The organism is Acinetobacter sp. A2, from assembly GCF_048537555.1.
GTDB lineage: Bacteria > Pseudomonadota > Gammaproteobacteria > Pseudomonadales > Moraxellaceae > Acinetobacter.
Genome location: NZ_CP183239.1, coordinates 1,078,142 through 1,095,222 on the forward strand (window position 1 = coordinate 1,078,142; position 17,081 = coordinate 1,095,222).

Genomic DNA, 17,081 nt, shown 5'->3' on the forward strand with positions numbered 1-17,081 from the left:
AAGCCCCATAGGGCTTTTATGCAGAACTTAATGTTCGTGATCGTGTGAATGATCATGTTTATTGGTATGAAACTCTTCGTTATGACGGAAGCGCAAATAGTTTTCAAACTGTTCGCAGTATTCGTCGTAGTTATCTTCTAGCATCATTTGAAATTGCTGCAAAATATACGACATCACCTGATCTTTGGCATCGCGCATTTCATTGCCATCTTTAAAGTTATTGGCAGCGACCCAAGTATTAAAACGCGCTGTAGCGAACAACATGGCAGCACTGACCTGACCACGAATTTCAGCGGGTTTTACTGTAGAGCCTTTTTCAAAGTGACAAAAGCCATTCGCCTGTTTAATAAATTCATCGGCACGTTCAAAAAAAGCGGCATTTAATGCTTCTTCTTCGGTTACATCGGTTGCTTCAATCTTTTGAACCATGAACTTTTCCTAAGCTAAGAATTTAGATGCCTCATTATAGGCAAAGCCTTGCAGAAACAAAACCTTTGCCTTAATCTAAAAATAGCCTAAGTAAGATTGGAGCGGGTCATGCAAGATGCAATTGCAGTACAAAGTTTAAAAAGTGATATTGCCTTATTACGTCAAAATATTTGGCCACCTGCACAGCTTGCACATGTAGAAGGGCTGCCTATTTACTATGGAACTGCTGCCGAAGTTGCACATTATTATGGGCAGTGGACGGGGTTAATTGAGCGTGCTCAGGATTTATTCCAGCCTTTTATGCAAGATGAAGTAATCGATGCCATTCATTTGCCTAGCCATTTAAATTTACCGTTGTTTTATTTTCATGTAGATCGAATTCGGGTGAATAAAACCCGTGCCAAAGAGTCTAAAACTTTTCGGGGGATTGCCAGTCTAATTGAAAAATGTGGGCAATTTGAACCATCTGAAATTCAGGCCATGCAGCGCTGGTTAGATAGTGATGATACAGCAGCACTGGTAGCACATCGTGAGTTTATTGATTTGCGCACTTACGTGTTTCAACATGGGCAAAGTGACTATACTCGTACCCGTTTTTATGTGAATGGTATTGTTTTAAGTGTAGAGCCGCATTTTGAACTGGTTGATGCTCGTGACAAGCCACGTAAACAGCGCAGTGACAGCTATCAAGACCCTTTAGCCGATAATCAGACTTGGAAAGTATTTGGTAAGTATCGTTAGAAGGTATGGGGTATTGATTAAATCTTGTGGTAATAAATGTGATTCAAAAATGATCACAAAACCATTTAGCTCAACACAATCCTAATGACTGTGTTGAGCTATTTATTTATCAAAACTGAACAATCAGCTATGACCAAAATGGTTCGCTTTGCGCAAATTGTTGTAAATCTTGCTCGGCCTGCACGGAAATGTGACGTTCTTCTGATGCAATCCAACCCAATACAAACCACGTTTTGGGTTCAGTTTGAGCGTGGCTTTCGTATAAACCTTGTGCCACCATCAAATCATTAAAATGTCCTAAAGTTTCCTGTAACGGTTTTAGGTTTTTTAAATATGTTTTGACTTCGTTTTCTGCAAATAGACTGCTGACAAATTCAACTGTATAACGCAAGCGTTTGACTCGTTTACGGGTACGGTGCTTGGTTTCTACATCAAATTGTTGGAAATGACCTGCATCTTCACAAATCTGTTGATGCATTTTTTGTAGTCGTTTACGCAAAATTTTCTTGATTGGTTTTTGCTCAGGGTCTTCAGCAGCCGAAGCATGGCTAAAGCTGATCAATTGTAAAAGTAAGAGTGTGGTTGTGGGTGAGCGGAAAATCGCATCAATCGCAATATTTTCATTGGCCGCAGGTGGTAATTCTGTAATTGGCGAACCAGCACTTTCAAGTTGTGGAATCAGGCTTTCACGCAAGGCATCTTGATCGCGGGTGGAGCCTAATTGCTGAAACAGGGTGGCCAATTGGCTTTCCCAGTTTTGATTGGCCAGCGCATCGTATTCAGCAAAGATTTTAAAGGCACTGCGTAAACGGCGGATAGCGACACGCGCTTGGTGCACATGCCCACTGGCATAATCTTGACTGGCAATGGCGGTTGCATTCGGTAGTAAATGTGCCAAACAATTTTGGGTAATTTGTGCCAACAGTGCGTGCATATTTTCTGGATGTTCCAGTTGTAAAGCACTTTGCTGTTGCACAGGAATCATACTTTCATTGTTATGCAGCATATTGCCACGTTGTGATTTACTGCGTGTATCGAGCCACAAATGGTACTTCTTAATCCAAGGCTGAATATAGGCAATTAAATCTGCAATCTCACCTTGTTTGAGTTCAAACTCAACTTCGTAAATTTCTACCGATTGTTTGCCTTGGCGGATTTCACCTAAGTCAAAAGCAACTTCAATTTGACTGTTTTTATAATGTGCCAATTGGCTGTAGCGTAAAACATCGGTTTCAAATTGCAGGGTTAAATTCGCATTTGAACCATCCAATGCTTTTTTCAAAATCTTTCTGGCTTGTTTATGGTTTTCATAACATGCCAAGTCGCATTGTTCAGGTGCTTCGTATCCTAATTCATGCTCTAGCTCAAAGCGTTCATAATGTTGTGGACTGGGTGCTTTTAGAGTCTGACGCCAAATATCACCCTCTAAACGCTGACGCAGTGCAATGCGCTGCTTGGCCAAGTGCTGTTCAGGGCTATCATAATATTTAGCCCATAAGCGTTGTTGCTGAACCAGTTTGTTCTTTTTAAATGCTTTTTCAAATGCGGCACGATAAGTAGACGGAATTTGAAACTTTAATTCTATTTCAGACATCGGGAACACCCTCGATGAAACAAGCCAAGTTCTTTTTACTATAGTGCAAATCTATAAATGAACAAGAGAGAAAATGTGAATAAAAGATTGAAAAGGAAAATAAATCTAAAGTTGGTGTTTTGCCCAAGCAGCAGGGGGAGTGCCCATACTGCTATGTATGATTTTTTGTGATTACTTTAAAAATTTACGGCTCACCATAAATTGTTCTGTCGCTTCTAACAGACGTTGTGCATAGACTTCTTGTTTAGCCGTGAGCCAACCTAAAACAAACCAGTCGCTGGCTTCAAGTTCCGTTTGCTGAATATATTGTGCAGAAGATGCCAAAATTTGATATTCCTGTGCAGCCAGTTGCGCATCATTCAGGGCTTTACTATATTTTTGCAAATTTTTCACATCATAAATATGTGTTAAAACTGGGAAGCTAAATTTAAGTTCCTGAATACGCAAAGCCAGCTGATCTAAACTTTCAAAGTCATGAATATTGCTTTGCTGTAGTTGTTCATGCAGCTGTTTATATTGTTGTTGCAGGGTATTCTGTGCTGCAGTTTTTAAGTCAATACCTGTGCTGTCGTTTGGTGCCAAACTAAACATGAGCAATTCTAAATAGTGATGCACATTTTGCGTTGAGCGGACTAAGTTGACCAGTTTTTCCTGTGCATACAATGTGTCTTTTTTCAGGTTTTCTGCTGTGGTTGGATTCTGTAAAAAAGCACCCAGTGTGGCCTGCATGTGTTCCAAGTGCTGCAAATGGTCAAAATGCTGTTTAAAAGCTGCAATTTGCATGGCCCATTTATCACCCAAATGTTTAGACCAGTCTTTAAATAACGACAGGGTGAATTGTAAATGCTGCAAGGCAAGCTGTGCCTGATCAATATGACTTTGCTCCGCCACTTGCGCAGAAATAGCGGCAATATTAGGCAACAAATGCTGTAATTGTTGTGCAATCAAGAGGCGTAAATTTTGGTCTGCATTGTCCTTTTTGCTAAAGTAAAATTCTTTAGCTAATGTTGCAGGGCGGACTTTTTGTTCTACAGAAAGTAAATGTCCAATTTCTGCTTTATTACGTACATCCAACCACAGGTGGAATTTTTTTACCCATTCAAAACTAAAGGCTAACAAGTGCTGAATAGAGCCTTGTTTAAGCTCAAATTCAACTTCGTGTACCTCAACTTCTGAATCTGCACAACGAATCTTGCCAACGTCTAAACTGATTTCAATATCAGTGTCTTCTAGCGTCATCACACGTGAGGTACGTTGAATATCCGTTTCAAATTGAAGCTGTAACTGATCGAAATTTGTACCCAAAGCATGCTGTAAAATTGCCTGTGCTTCTGGAGTATTTTGATAAATGTGCAGATCAAGCTGTGGAGGAGTGTCTTGTATCTCTGTTGTTTCGAGCGGGTGGTTATGTTCAAAACTGTGAAAATGACTTTGTCCTGCAGCTTTCAACGTTTGAATCCATTGTTGGCCTTCTAAACGCTGTCTAAGGGCTACTCCGTGTTGTGCTAAATCATGAGTTGGTGTATCAAAATACAAAGCTTTTAATGCAATTTGAGTGGATTTTTTAGGGTCTAAAGTTTTGAGTAAAGCAGTGCGGCGTGCGACTGGAATTTGAAATTTTAATTCAACTTCGACCATGAATGACGTCCTGAAAATAAAGCAAGCTGCCATGAAGCAGCAAACATATTGGTATTATAAATTTGTGATAAAGCGCAAAATTTGAGTTTTGCAAAAGTGCCGTTGATTGTAACTAAAATCAGCAAAGATGTAAGACTTGACCTGATGCTTTTTCATGGGTTGGTTTTTATTTGAGCATCGTTTAGAGTGTGGTAATAGACCATAAGAATTTGCCCAAGCTAATTAACATCAGGATGATGAACATGAACGCTGCATTAAAACCAGAATTTGAACCAACGCCAGAACCTGAGTTTGAATTACCTATTCAAGACTACTCAACTTTTTATCGTTTTTATTTGACCGAACATCGCAATATCATGAGTCGTCGTTTGCACGTGGCGGGTAGCAGTATTGGGTTGTATTGTGTGAGCAAAGCAATACGTCATAAAAAAGCTAAATATGTGTTGTATGGCTTGGTTGCGGGCTATGCCTGTGCATGGGTTGGGCATTTTGTATTTGAAAAAAACAAACCTGCCAGTTTTAAACAACCTGTATATAGTTTTATTTCAGATTGGCGTATGTTTGCCGACGTATTACGCGGTCATTTAAGTTTACAAAACCGTGCTAAAGATAAAATTCCAAGTTGAATTTAAAGTATTTTTATACCGTTTAGACAAAAAACTACCGATGTGTGATTATTTTCATAAAAAATGTACAAATTAAATTAATTTTTTCTTGAAATACTAGAGTGAATATTCTAATAATGTGTTTATCAAATTTAATATGATAATTTGATGACATTTGTGACTTTCCAAGCCTAGAGCGACCTTCTCTAGGCTTTTTTTATGGTTGTGCAATTTCGACTTAATATGAATAAAGATCAGCCATCTAATACCTTTAAGCATAGCTTTTATAGGGTGTAAGTTGGAGATAGCCTTAGAAAAATTTATATTGAATACAACATATATTAAAAAATTTAGACACCCGATGATTTGTCGCACCCCCACATGCGCTCTGGCACAAACCCTCGGGTGTCTAATGGCTTACCGAAATATATTGTTATTATGTTAGGTAAACATTATGGATTGCTCAGTCTACATCACCAAGTATCCATATCTTATTGAACTTTTTACAGTTCTTGCTTTGTTTTGCGCAATTCAATTAAAACTAAATTTGCTAGATGCGGCTATCACTAGAATTGGGTATTTTTAAAATTTTTATCTCTATAAATGAAGCGCATAGCATTTGAGTAAATTTAGCTTTTATCCGCAGGCTTCTGCCGTAGTGCATCCGAATATGTCATAATGCGCGCATTGTATTTTGTGTGGTTGGGATGATGCGCGGTTTATATTTGATTACCAATGATGATCCGATTGAACTTCTGTTGGCAAAGCTGGAAGGAGCAATGGCAACCGCAGAAGTGGCAGTATTGCAATATCGCCGTAAAAATGTGCCGAAAGAACAGCAGGCTTACGAAATTGAATATATGAAATCGATGTGTGATCAATACAAAGTTCCTTTTGTGATTAATGATGATCTTGAAACAGCGGTTAAATATGGCGTTGGCGTGCATTTGGGCCAAGACGATGGTTCAATTGTTGAAGCGGTCGCGCGTTTACCTAAAAATGTTCTGATTGGTCGCAGTTGTAATAACTCATTGAAACTGGCGGAACAAGCCATCGCCGATGGTGCTAACTACGTGGCATTCGGCGCAGTCTATCCAACACCAACCAAACCAGAAGCGAGTCAGGTCAGCCTAGATACCATTCAGCATGCTAAGCAAAATTTGAATGTGCCTATTTGTGTCATTGGTGGTTTAACGGTCGAAAATAGTCAACCTGTGATTGATGCAGGTGTAGATTTGTGTGCAGTAGTGAGTGATGTATTGGATCGTCCGATGCACACCGTTGCACAGCGAGTTTATGATTGGTCTGCTCTTTTTAATGCAGAAGCCTAATTTTTAATTTTATCTTTTAAGTTGAGTGCCTCCATGAGCTTATCTCCAAAGCAAGAACAATTGTTTAAACAAGCCAATAAACATATTCCAGGTGGGGTCAATTCACCTGTACGTGCATTTAATGGGGTAGGTGGAACCCCTGTGTTTATTGAAAAAGCCAAAGGTGCTTATTTGTATGATGTCGATGGCAAACGCTATGTTGACTATGTTGGTTCTTGGGGACCAATGATTTTAGGGCATGCACATCCTGCAATTATTCAGGCAGTGCAAGCTGCGGCAGAAGATGGTTTGAGCTTTGGTGCGCCAACTGTGCATGAAACAACCTTGGCCGATATTATTTGTGAAATCATGCCTTCAATTGAATTGGTGCGTATGACCAACTCAGGTACAGAAGCGACCATGACTGCAATTCGCTTGGCGCGTGGTTATACAGGCCGTGACAAAATTGTGAAATTTGAGGGCTGTTATCATGGTCATTCAGATTCTTTGTTAGTAAAAGCAGGTTCAGGACTTTTGACCAGTGGTGAGGGCGAGGCGACTTCTGCGGGTGTGCCTGCCGATTTTGCTAAACACACCTTAACCCTTCCATACAACGACATTGCAACCTTAAAAGAATGTTTTGCAAAATTCGGTGCTGAAATTGCAGGTGTAATTGTTGAACCTGTTGCGGGCAATATGAACTTAGTGAAACCAATCGATGGTTTCCTGCAAGCCATTCGTGATGTGTGTGATGAACATGGTTCAGTCTTTATTATTGATGAAGTAATGACTGGTTTCCGTGTTGGTTTAGGTGGTGCTCAGGCACATTATGGTGTTAAACCTGACTTGACCACATTGGGTAAAATTATTGGTGCAGGCCTACCAGTGGGCGCTTTCGGAGGTAAGCGTGAAGTGATGGAATGTATCGCACCATTAGGCAAAGTGTATCAAGCCGGTACTTTGTCGGGTAACCCATTGGCCATGCGTGCAGGCATTGAAATGTTCAAACATTTACGTGCCGAAGGTTTTTATGAAAAGCTAACCGCACAACTGGAAAAATTGCTTACAGGCTTGCAAGCTGCAGCAGATGAAGTCGGTATTCCATTCAAGACGCAACAAGTTGGTGCGATGTTTGGTTTGTACTTTACCGATCAAGAAGACATCACTAGTTTTGATTCTATGCTGAAATGTGATGTAGATGCTTTCCGTAAGTTTTTCCACGGTATGTTGCAACGTGGTGTGAACTTGGCACCATCTGCATTTGAAGCAGGCTTTATTTCATCTGCACACAGTGATGAAGATATTGCTTTCACCATTCAAGCAGCGAAAGAAACATTTGCGGAAATGAAAGCTTAAACATTTTATTTTTGCAAAACATTAGGCCCGAATTCGTTCGGGCTTTTTTATACGACTTTGATTAAGAGAAATAGCGAGATGCAAACCAAACATTATTTGACTTTAAGCGATGCGGAATTTTTATTAGACCAAGCCCATCAATACTCAATTCAGAATAACTTTAATGTCAGTATTGCAGTGGTCGATGAAACAGGTTCTGCTTTGGCGATGAAACGTATGGATGGTGCATCGCCAATGACAGCAAGTTTGAGTTTGGAAAAAGCCAAGTGTTCTGCGCTCAGCCGTTGCCCAACTAAATTGTTGGAAGATTTGATTAAAAATGGACAATTAGGTTTTCTCAGCCTAGACAGTTTTTCAGGCATGCTCGAAGGTGCTGAGCCGATTATCTATCAAGAGCAATTGGTGGGTGCAATAGGTGTGTCTGGCGTCAAGTCATTTGAAGATGCGGAAATTGCTCAGGTGGCGATTGAGAAGTTTTTGGCGCAGCAAAGCTAATTCAAAATAGAAATTGATTAGCTCAATTCAATAAACTCAACTAAAGTTGTTCCAACATGAAGCGTGGAACCTGACAAATCATTAAAAAAGCCCACTCAGGTATGAATGGGCTTTTTGGAATGCTGTAAGAGTGTGATTTATATGGAATAAAAAATTGAATTGCGTATAAGCTGTACTATGTTAATTTTAGGGAAATTAAATAATTGATGAACAATGAAATTGAAAGTCTAGAGCCTTAATAATTTAAAAGCTGATAACATTATTTGAAGAGTTTGATTTGAAATTTGGGAAAAATCATATAAGAATATGCTCTTATGTCTTCAAGAAGATCCCGATTATGCAAAGTATCAATTGCGTATTAGTTTTGGTGGAATGGGATCAATTAATGATCTCATCTTACATAGTGATGGAATTCCTATTATTAAAGAAAATAACTATTTAAATGAATTAAGAAACAAATTGTATGCTTATTTAACATAATGTCTGTATGGGACATTTCTATTTGGTTTTAAGGTAGGACATTTCTACTTGGGAATAACATATGATAATGAAGGTTTGGAAAATAACATCAAAAAGATAACTCAATTGTAAACTACAATAAACATCGAATGATTGAAGTATTACTTTGTTTTTAAGAGCCGCTCATGTTTTACCCCATGCCTAAAAAAATCCAATTGGCAGCATCACAAGCCAAATGGTCACTGCATGCATCTACTTCAGTTTTAGTGTTAGTCGGTTTACACCATATCAGAAGTTTGTCTGGGGCTTTAGAAAGCCAACTCATGCAGCATCTGATTCAAATTAGCAACAAAGCCAAAGCACTTGATATTCCAATTGTCGATTTATATGGCGATGATCTGATTCAAGGGATGCAGCAACTTGGAGAATATGCAGCGAGTCATCCACAGCTTATTTTTGCAGGGCAGATCACACCCGCTTTGAAACAGGTTTTGCCTTATTTGCAAAGTGTCACAGAAACAATTTGTGTGGTGGATGACGCCATTTTATTGTCCAATTTAGAGCAGCATATTCAATGGATTGATACTATTTCCAAGCAAGGCTTACATCATGTAAATAGCTATACGCTGAATCGTTTATGGAGTTTAACTGCACCATCCGACTATGTTCTTTCCCCTAAAGGAATTTTGCTCGCTCTTGCAGAACAGCTCAATATGGAAGCCTTAGAAATTGATCCACATGTTGCTTTAAAAGATTATGGGCTCGATTCTGTGGCAATAGTCAGCTTAGTTGGATTGTGGCGAGCCAATGGCGCCAATATCCGTTATGAAGATTATCAACCGAGCTTAAATTTGTTGCAATTGCTGCAGATTTTAAAGTCACCCATATCATCTACGTCATAAAAACACATTTCTAAAAGTGGTCTGATTTAAAATCCAGCAGATTGTCGGATTCAGGAATGTAAATCGGAAAATTCATCTGGAATTCGCAAATTTTGCATTGTAATTCTGTGTCAGGCTTTTTATCATTGCCGCCTTATTTTCACGATCGGCCTGGAATTGAAATTGAGTAATTTTCTAAGCGAACACCTGATTCATCGTGATGATGAGTTTATGGTGATACATAAACCCGCAGGTCTACTCACAGTTCCAGGTAAAACAGTCGATTTGCAAGATTGTCTGATTAGTCGTTTAGTTAAAATTGAACCACGTACTTTGCTGATACATCGCTTAGATCGTGATACTTCTGGCATTTTGGTTTTTGCTTTAAGCAAATGGGCGCAAAAGCGAATTTCACGTCAGTTTCAAGAGCGCCAAACCGACAAAACCTATCAAGCATTGGTAGCAGGGCAACTGCAAGGTGAAGGCACTGTAGATGTGCCTGTGGTGTATGATCCTGCACATCCTCCATTACATATTGCCGATGCAACCCATAACAAACCAGCTTTAACGCATTGGCGTGCGTTGGAACAGTTTGAATTGCAGGGGCAAACCGTGACCCGTGTAGAGCTAACTCCGATTACAGGGCGTTCACATCAACTGCGGGTGCACATGCAATATTTAGGTCATCCGATTATTGGCGATACCTTATATGCTACGCCAGAACAACAACAACTCATGCCGCGTTTGTGTTTACATGCTGCCGAATTGAGTTTTTTGCATCCGCAAACTGAACAACGTGTGCAGTTTGTTTGCCCAGTCCCATTTTAAGCTAAAAAGATTATGTAAAGCCTGTGCTTTAGGCTCTCTTTTTAGTGCGCTTTATGTCAAAATATATTGCTATACGCACTGAATTTTTGCTCAAATACTCATCAAGTTTTGCGCAAAAATTTATACGTCCTAACTTCTAAATAAAGGTGGAAAAATTGCAGCAGTTTGCTATTGGTCAACGTTGGTTATCAGACACAGAAACAGAATTAGGACTAGGTGTTCTGATTGATGTAGATGAGCGATCGGTCAGCATTTTATTCCCTAAAAGTGATGAAACCCGTGTCTATGCACGCAACAATGCACCTTTATCGCGTATTATTTTTAATGTAAATGATGAAGTTCAAGACCAAGAAGGCAATCTGTGGACGGTTGAATCTGTAGAAGACCGCCATGGGGTGCTGCGCTATAACGTCGGACGCCGTTTAGCCGATGGCACAGAAGAACATAAATCACTGAATGAAACCCGTATAGGGGCCAGTATTCAACTGTCTAAACCTTTAGACCGCTTGCTTGCCAGCCAAATTGATTATAAAGAATGGTACGACCTGCGTATTGAAGCGATGTTGATGCAAGCCAATATGCAAAGCAGTCCATTACGAGGCTTGGTCGGTTCACGTGTCGGTTTAATTCCGCATCAGCTTTATATTGCACATGAAGTGGGTAAGCGTTTTGCACCACGCGTACTGTTAGCAGATGAAGTTGGTTTGGGTAAAACCATTGAAGCAGGTTTGATTATCCATCAGCAACTCAAAACAGGGCGTGCAGAACGTATCCTGATTTTGGTGCCAGATTCTCTGCAATATCAGTGGATGATTGAAATGCGTCGCCGTTTCAATCTGCAATTCTCTTTGTTTGATCTAACCCGCACAGCATCTATTAAAGAACATGACCCTGACCTGAATCCATTTTTAACTGAACAATGTATTATTGCTTCAGTCGACTTAATGATTGACCACGATGATTTACGTGAGCAAGCCCTAGAAGCCGGTTTTGATTTGCTGGTGGTGGATGAGGCGCATCACTTAATGTGGAGCGAAGAAGAAGGCGGCAATGACCGCTATGATCTGGTCGAAGAGTTAGCAGAACAAACGGCAGGGGTGTTATTACTCACAGCAACGCCTGAACAATTGGGTGTAGAAAGCCATTTTGCACGTTTACGCTTGCTTGACCCACAACGTTTTAGTTCACTAGATCGTTTCTTGGATGAAGAAGCACAATATCAACATACGGCAAAAATTGCTGAAGTGTTAATGTCAGATACTGCATTGGAAGAAAACCATTTTGCAGCATTGGAAGGTTTGTTGGGACATCGCATTGAAGATAATACCGAGCAGCGTTTCCGTGCTATCCACGAATTATTAGATCGTCACGGTACAGGGCGTATTTTGTTCCGTAACACGCGTGAAGCAATTCAAGGTTTCCCAGGTCGTGATTGTCAGCCTGCGCCATTGGCTGCACCAGAAAACTGGTCTAAAGATGGTAAATTACGTGAACAAATGTGGCCAGAAGAAGCACAGCTCGATGGTAGCTGGATGGAAACTGACCCACGTGTGATGTGGTTAATGGAGCGTTTGCGCAGCGATTTAAAACACAAAAAAGTGCTTTTAATTGCGCGTAGCGGCCCTGTAGTAGAGGCGCTTGAAAATGCGCTGCGCCTACATGCAGGTATTCGTACAGCAATGTTCCATGAAGGTATGAGCTTACTTGAGCGTGACCAAGCGGCAGCGTATTTCGCAGAAGACTCTTACGGCGCACAAATTTTATTGTGTTCTGAAATTGGTTCTGAAGGACGTAACTTCCAGTTTGCCTCAGACCTGATTTTGTTTGACCTGCCAGCCAACCCAGATGTATTGGAGCAACGTATCGGTCGTTTAGACCGTATTGGTCAGGAAAACCGTATTCAGATACATGTGCCATATTTAATTGGTACAGCACAAGAACGTATGTTCCGTTGGTACAACGAAGCACTTAATATTTTCAGCAACATTTCCCCAACTGCACAAACCTTACAAGAAAACTTTATTGTCGATTTAAAAGACTGCTTACTTGCAGATTTGGGACAACAGTTTGAAGATTTATTGGAAGCAGTAAGCGTACAGCGAGAAGCGTTGGAAGCAGAATTACAAGCAGGCCGAGATCGTTTGTTGGAGTACAACTCATGCCGTCCTGTGGTAGCACAAGAAATTGTGCAGGCACTTGAAGAGTATGATGACAATACCACTTTGCCAATATTTATGAAGCGCTTTATGGCCTCGACCAATATTGACTTCGATGAGCAAAGTAACGGTACAGTGATTATTAAACCTACGGATCAAATGCAAGTTCAAGGTTTGACTTTAGACGAAGAGGGCATGACTGCGACTTTTTATCGTGATCAGGCACAAATTCGTGAAGATGCGCAATATCTAACACTAGAGCATCCATTCACAGAAAGTGTGATGGAAATGATCAATACTCAAGGGTTCGGTAGTACTAACGTTGCAGTATTAAAATCTGCTGCCTTGCCACAAGGTTCGATATTACTGGAAGTTTGGTTTAAAGTGGATGTAATTGCACCGAAAGCGCTGAACTTGCCATCGAGTCTGCCGCAGCAACTTGTTCGTGTTTTATTGAGTGAAAAAGGTCAGGACTTATCGCAAAAAATTGCACCTGAAATTTTAAAACCTTATTTACATCATTTAGATGGCAACAGTTGCCGCCAAGTGGTGAAAGCACGCCGCGATGTAATCGAAGCACGTTATACACAAGCCTTGGAATTGGCCAAAGCTGCGTTGCCTGAATTTAAGCAACAAGCCAAAGATGTATATAGCAAAAAATGGCAATACGAAATTGACCGTTTAAGCTATTTAAAGCAATTTAACCCAAGTATTCGTGAAGATGAAATTACACGCTTACAGAAATTGCAAAAAGAAGGTTTGAGTTTGTTGGATGGTTTGTCGGTTACGCCTGAAGCCATTCAGGTGATGGTGGTGGTTAAGCCATAATCAGTGACAGTAAATCTGTATCTACTGTATCCATAATAAAGCGCCTTCGGGTGCTTTATTTTTTGACTTTAGTTGTGTCATGCAGGTTTTGCTATTTAGGGTTTGTCATTTAATCTGTGTCTGTTGCATCACCTAGTAGAAAGTAGGTATTGAGTAAATATTCGACTTCTGCCTCAAAGTTAGCATCGGGTTTGATCATATAAAATAAATGACTCAATTGTTTAAATTGAGGATGATCCTGAGATAGCATCACGATTACATTATAAAAACGCTGTTGCCCACGTTGTAAAAAGGCTTGTTGTAACTTTTCAAAAGAAACATTTTCTAGCGTTGGTTGTTTGAGGGCAATGGCACCGCAGTGAGGTTGAATTTCAGGTAAATTTTCTAAAATATAATTTGCCTCTATACCTTCAGCGACAATCACTTCAGGTTTATGCTTTTGACAGAGTGCTAAGATGTGTCGCTGAATAGAGGCAGCATTTTGTGATACATCGAGGCTGAATTGTTGTTGCGGTTGTGCATCGTTCGTGTCATCAAGAAAGAGCATATTTTTCCTTTATTTTGTTGTTATTACACTATTATCATAGAAAGTTTGGGATTTATTGTCGAATTTCTGCGTCATAAAGTGACGTTGTGGTTTTCTGCTTAGTAAATTATGCTGTATATCAAAACAGATTCATTCCAAATAAAAAATCAGCTTTGTATTCACAAAGCCGCTTTGATAGAGAGGAGCAAAGTTTAGATTTATCGAATTTTAGCTTCATCCAAATGACGTGCGCCTTCTAAAATCATACGAATCATAATCATGGTTTGTTCGGCGGTTTCTTTACGTTCAGCCGTGGGCATATCAATCACTTTGGCGCCCATATTAAACACCAGTTGAGTAATCGCTTTGGCTGCAATATCAGGATGCGCCAGCTTACTGTTATTTAAGCGTTCTAGACGAATTAAATCATCCTGCAATTCTTGTTGGAAGTAGTTCAATTGACGCTCTACTGCCAGTTTATATGGAATTGAACCTGTATACCCTTCACGTAATAACAGACTTAAATTGCCTTCATCGGTATCTAATTGTTCAATAAATACTTCAACCGAGCTGCGAATAATACTGTTTTGTTTAGATGCTTTTAAGCGTGCTTGATGCAAAATTTGACGTAAGACCACACCTGCACGATCAATCAACTCAATTGCAAGTTCATCTATATCTTTAAAATGACGATAAAAACTGTTTGGTGCAATGCCTGCTGCACGTGCAACTTCACGTAAACTTAACGAGGCGATACTTTTCTGTGGGCCAATTAAATTTAATGCTGCCTGAAATAGCTCTTGTTTGGTAATGGTGGCTTTTCGCCCAACCGTACGCACGACAAGAGGCTCACGAACCGTTTCAGATTCTGGGAAAGTCACATCATGGTTTGTTTTCATGGCAGGTTGAGTCATATTTTCAATAATTTATAAGCTTAGAGGCATTATAGCGGCTGCGCTAGTACTTGTGAAATGATTAGAAACAATACAAGTGTATATACAAATATATATACATGTGTATAATAATTAAAATTTCATCGGGTGGTGCTGAATCATGCAGCTAACTGAAAAAAGAAAATCTCCCCTTAGTAGTCTTGCAACGGCTGTGTTAGACCCTTATGCAGCAAACTTCTGGTTGCAAAAAGTAAATCCTTTATGGTCGGTGAATCAGTCACTCGGCAAAATTGTAAAAAAAGAGCAAACCGCAAAAGATGTGGTGAGTCTCACACTACAAGTCAATAAAAAGTTTCAAATGGGTGCAGCAGGTCAGCATCATCCAGTTTATGTAAACATTCAAGGTGTACGCTATGAGCGAACTTATAGTTTGACTCAGTTAGATGCACAACATGTTTTATTGACCGTGAAAAAGGTCGATCAGGGCAAAGTCAGTACATGGCTGGTTGAGCAGGCTAAGTTGGGCGACACATTAGAATTTGGTGCACCTTATGGCGACATGCAATTGCCTGCTCAAACGCAGCCTTTAATCTTATTGGCAGCGGGCAGTGGCATTACGCCAATGTACAGCTTCATTCAGAATTTGGTGCAGTCAGGCCGTTTGGGTGGTACTTCAATTCATTTACTGTATTGGGTTAAAACCTTTGCAGATGCAGCTTTTAAAGCACAATTCGAAGCTTGGGCAGAGCAATTTCCTAACTTTACATTGCAAGTATTTTATACCCAAGAGCCGAGTTTGAAACACAGTCGTTTAAATGCGGAACATCTACAAGACTTGGCAAATATGGATCAGAGCACCGTATTTGCATGTGGCCCATCTGGTTTTACTACTCAGGTTGAACAACTGTTTACTCAGGCTGCTGTGGTTAAAACTGAAGCTTTTAGCATGACCCCTGTTTTAGGGGACGATGTGGGCTTGGTACAAGTCACCTTAACTAAATCTAAAAAGATTGTGACCATTCCAAAAGGCAAATCAATTTTAGAAAGCCTAGAGCAGCAAAATATCAAACCGAAATATGGTTGCCGCATGGGTATTTGCCATAAATGCGTATGTAATAAAGCTGAAGGCTCAACAAAAAACTTGGTAGATAGTGTTCAAAATAGTGAACCAAATAACCAGTTAAAAATATGTGTTAACTCAGCACAAACAGATTTAATTATTGATTTATAAGCGAGTTTCGATTATGAATATGCCAGTGAAAATAGAATACTTTCGCAATCCTAAAAACCGTGAACTCACTCAATTAGAATTAGATGAGCTTGCACGTGAATTAGATGCTATTAAACAAGAAGTTTTGGATGATATTGGCGAAAAAGATGCGAAATACATCCGCCGTGTTTACTCAACGATTCGTTATAGCTCAATGGCAGGTCGTGCCTTATTGTTTGCTGGTTGGTTTCCGCCAGCATGGGTATTGGGTACAGGGCTATTAGGCTTTGCCAAAATCATGGAAAACATGGAGTTAGGCCATAACGTCATGCACGGTCAATATGACTGGATGAATGATCCTAAATTCAATGGCGCAAGCTATGAATGGGATACTGTGGGTACTTCAGACAACTGGCGTCAAACCCATAACTTCAAACATCATACCTATACCAATATTAAAGGCATGGATGATGATATTGGTTATGGTTTAGTGCGTTTGTTCCCAGAACAGCGTTGGAGATCGGGCTATTTATTACAACCTTTATATAGTATCCCGTTCTGCTTATTGTTCCAGTGGGGCGTTGCGATTCAGAATTTAGAAATTGGTAAAATTTTGAATGGCCGAAAAAGCAAAGCACAAGCTAAAAAAGAATGGCAGCCAATGCAGAAGAAAATTGGCAAACAATTGTTCAAAGACTATGTGTTTTTCCCACTAATTGCTGGGCCATCAGCTCTGCCAGTATTTACAGGTAATTTGGTTGCGAATGGTATTCGTAATATTTGGACATTTAGTATTATTTTCTGCGGTCACTTTACTAAAGATGTAGAAGTGTTTCCAAAGTCAGTCATGCAAAATGAAAGCCGTGGACATTGGTATATGCGTCAAATTCGTGGTTCATCTAATCTTACAGGTTCAGAAGCATTCCACATTTTGACAGGGCATTTAAGCCATCAAATTGAACACCATTTGTACCCAGATGTGCCTGCGCGTCGTTATCGTCAAATGGCGCCAAAAGTGCAAGCTGTGTGTGAAAAATATGGCTTGAACTACAACAATGCTAGTTTGGTTAAGCAATACGGCAGTGTATTAAAACGTATTGTGAAATATGCTTTTCCATTCAAGAAATAAGCA

At 39.9% G+C, this 17,081-nt stretch carries 16 protein-coding genes; 11 read left to right on the plus strand and 5 right to left on the minus strand.

Annotated features, from left to right (window positions below):
• Positions 1-27: 27 nt before the first annotated feature.
• Complete coding sequence (locus ACNS8M_RS05050) at positions 28-429, minus strand: DUF3144 domain-containing protein (protein ID WP_019836689.1); 402 nt, start codon at positions 427-429, stop codon at positions 28-30.
• 108 nt (positions 430-537) lie between these two features.
• On the opposite strand from ACNS8M_RS05050, the gene ACNS8M_RS05055 reads away from it, so the two are divergent.
• Positions 538-1,170: a hypothetical protein gene (locus ACNS8M_RS05055; protein WP_168417969.1), complete on the plus strand. Its 633-nt coding sequence runs from the start codon at positions 538-540 to the stop codon at positions 1,168-1,170.
• A 127-nt stretch (positions 1,171-1,297) separates the two neighbouring features.
• Here ACNS8M_RS05055 and ACNS8M_RS05060 read toward each other — a convergent pair whose 3' ends face one another.
• A complete protein-coding gene (locus ACNS8M_RS05060) occupies positions 1,298-2,764 on the minus strand; it encodes a CHAD domain-containing protein (RefSeq protein WP_286429730.1) in 1,467 nt (488 codons plus the stop codon).
• Positions 2,765-2,935: 171 nt separating this feature from the next.
• Complete coding sequence (locus tag ACNS8M_RS05065) at positions 2,936-4,402, minus strand: CYTH domain-containing protein (RefSeq protein WP_286429731.1); 1,467 nt, start codon at positions 4,400-4,402, stop codon at positions 2,936-2,938.
• Positions 4,403-4,644: 242 nt separating this feature from the next.
• Between ACNS8M_RS05065 and ACNS8M_RS05070 the strand changes: the two genes are divergently transcribed.
• From ACNS8M_RS05070 to rapA, 8 genes are all read left to right on the plus strand, one after another.
• Complete coding sequence (locus ACNS8M_RS05070) at positions 4,645-5,028, plus strand: DUF962 domain-containing protein (protein WP_286429732.1); 384 nt, start codon at positions 4,645-4,647, stop codon at positions 5,026-5,028.
• A gap of 689 nt (positions 5,029-5,717) precedes the next feature.
• Entirely contained in the window at positions 5,718-6,338 is a 621-nt protein-coding gene (gene thiE, locus ACNS8M_RS05075; protein ID WP_168417966.1) for a thiamine phosphate synthase, read from the plus strand.
• A gap of 33 nt (positions 6,339-6,371) precedes the next feature.
• Positions 6,372-7,673: a glutamate-1-semialdehyde 2,1-aminomutase gene (gene hemL, locus ACNS8M_RS05080; RefSeq protein ID WP_168417965.1), complete on the plus strand. Its 1,302-nt coding sequence runs from the start codon at positions 6,372-6,374 to the stop codon at positions 7,671-7,673.
• A gap of 78 nt (positions 7,674-7,751) precedes the next feature.
• Positions 7,752-8,168: a GlcG/HbpS family heme-binding protein gene (locus tag ACNS8M_RS05085; RefSeq protein ID WP_168417964.1), complete on the plus strand. Its 417-nt coding sequence runs from the start codon at positions 7,752-7,754 to the stop codon at positions 8,166-8,168.
• 282 nt (positions 8,169-8,450) lie between these two features.
• The gene (locus tag ACNS8M_RS05090; protein ID WP_418910435.1) at positions 8,451-8,648 is read left to right on the plus strand and encodes a DUF6966 domain-containing protein; all 198 of its coding nucleotides are present in this window, start codon (positions 8,451-8,453) and stop codon (positions 8,646-8,648) included.
• Positions 8,649-8,812: 164 nt separating this feature from the next.
• Entirely contained in the window at positions 8,813-9,529 is a 717-nt protein-coding gene (locus ACNS8M_RS05095; protein WP_168461343.1) for an acyl carrier protein, read from the plus strand.
• A gap of 162 nt (positions 9,530-9,691) precedes the next feature.
• Complete coding sequence (locus ACNS8M_RS05100; RefSeq protein ID WP_168461344.1) at positions 9,692-10,336, plus strand: RluA family pseudouridine synthase; 645 nt, start codon at positions 9,692-9,694, stop codon at positions 10,334-10,336.
• Positions 10,337-10,482: 146 nt separating this feature from the next.
• Positions 10,483-13,320, plus strand: coding sequence for an RNA polymerase-associated protein RapA (gene rapA, locus ACNS8M_RS05105; protein WP_168461346.1), 2,838 nt, complete (start codon positions 10,483-10,485; stop codon positions 13,318-13,320).
• 109 nt (positions 13,321-13,429) lie between these two features.
• Here rapA and ACNS8M_RS05110 read toward each other — a convergent pair whose 3' ends face one another.
• A complete protein-coding gene (locus ACNS8M_RS05110) occupies positions 13,430-13,867 on the minus strand; it encodes a hypothetical protein (protein ID WP_168461348.1) in 438 nt (145 codons plus the stop codon).
• Positions 13,868-14,064: 197 nt separating this feature from the next.
• On the minus strand, positions 14,065-14,745 hold the full coding sequence (gene fabR, locus ACNS8M_RS05115; RefSeq protein ID WP_168461349.1) for an HTH-type transcriptional repressor FabR: 681 nt from the start codon (positions 14,743-14,745) through the stop codon (positions 14,065-14,067).
• Positions 14,746-14,899: 154 nt separating this feature from the next.
• Here fabR and ACNS8M_RS05120 point away from each other — a divergent pair, with 154 nt between their 5' ends.
• On the plus strand, positions 14,900-15,970 hold the full coding sequence (locus ACNS8M_RS05120) for a ferredoxin reductase (RefSeq protein WP_168417958.1): 1,071 nt from the start codon (positions 14,900-14,902) through the stop codon (positions 15,968-15,970).
• Between the two features lie 13 nt (positions 15,971-15,983).
• Positions 15,984-17,078 (plus strand): fatty acid desaturase family protein, encoded by a 1,095-nt coding sequence (locus tag ACNS8M_RS05125; RefSeq protein ID WP_168417957.1) that lies wholly within the window; start codon positions 15,984-15,986, stop codon positions 17,076-17,078.
• The last annotated feature ends 3 nt before the right edge of the window (positions 17,079-17,081 follow it).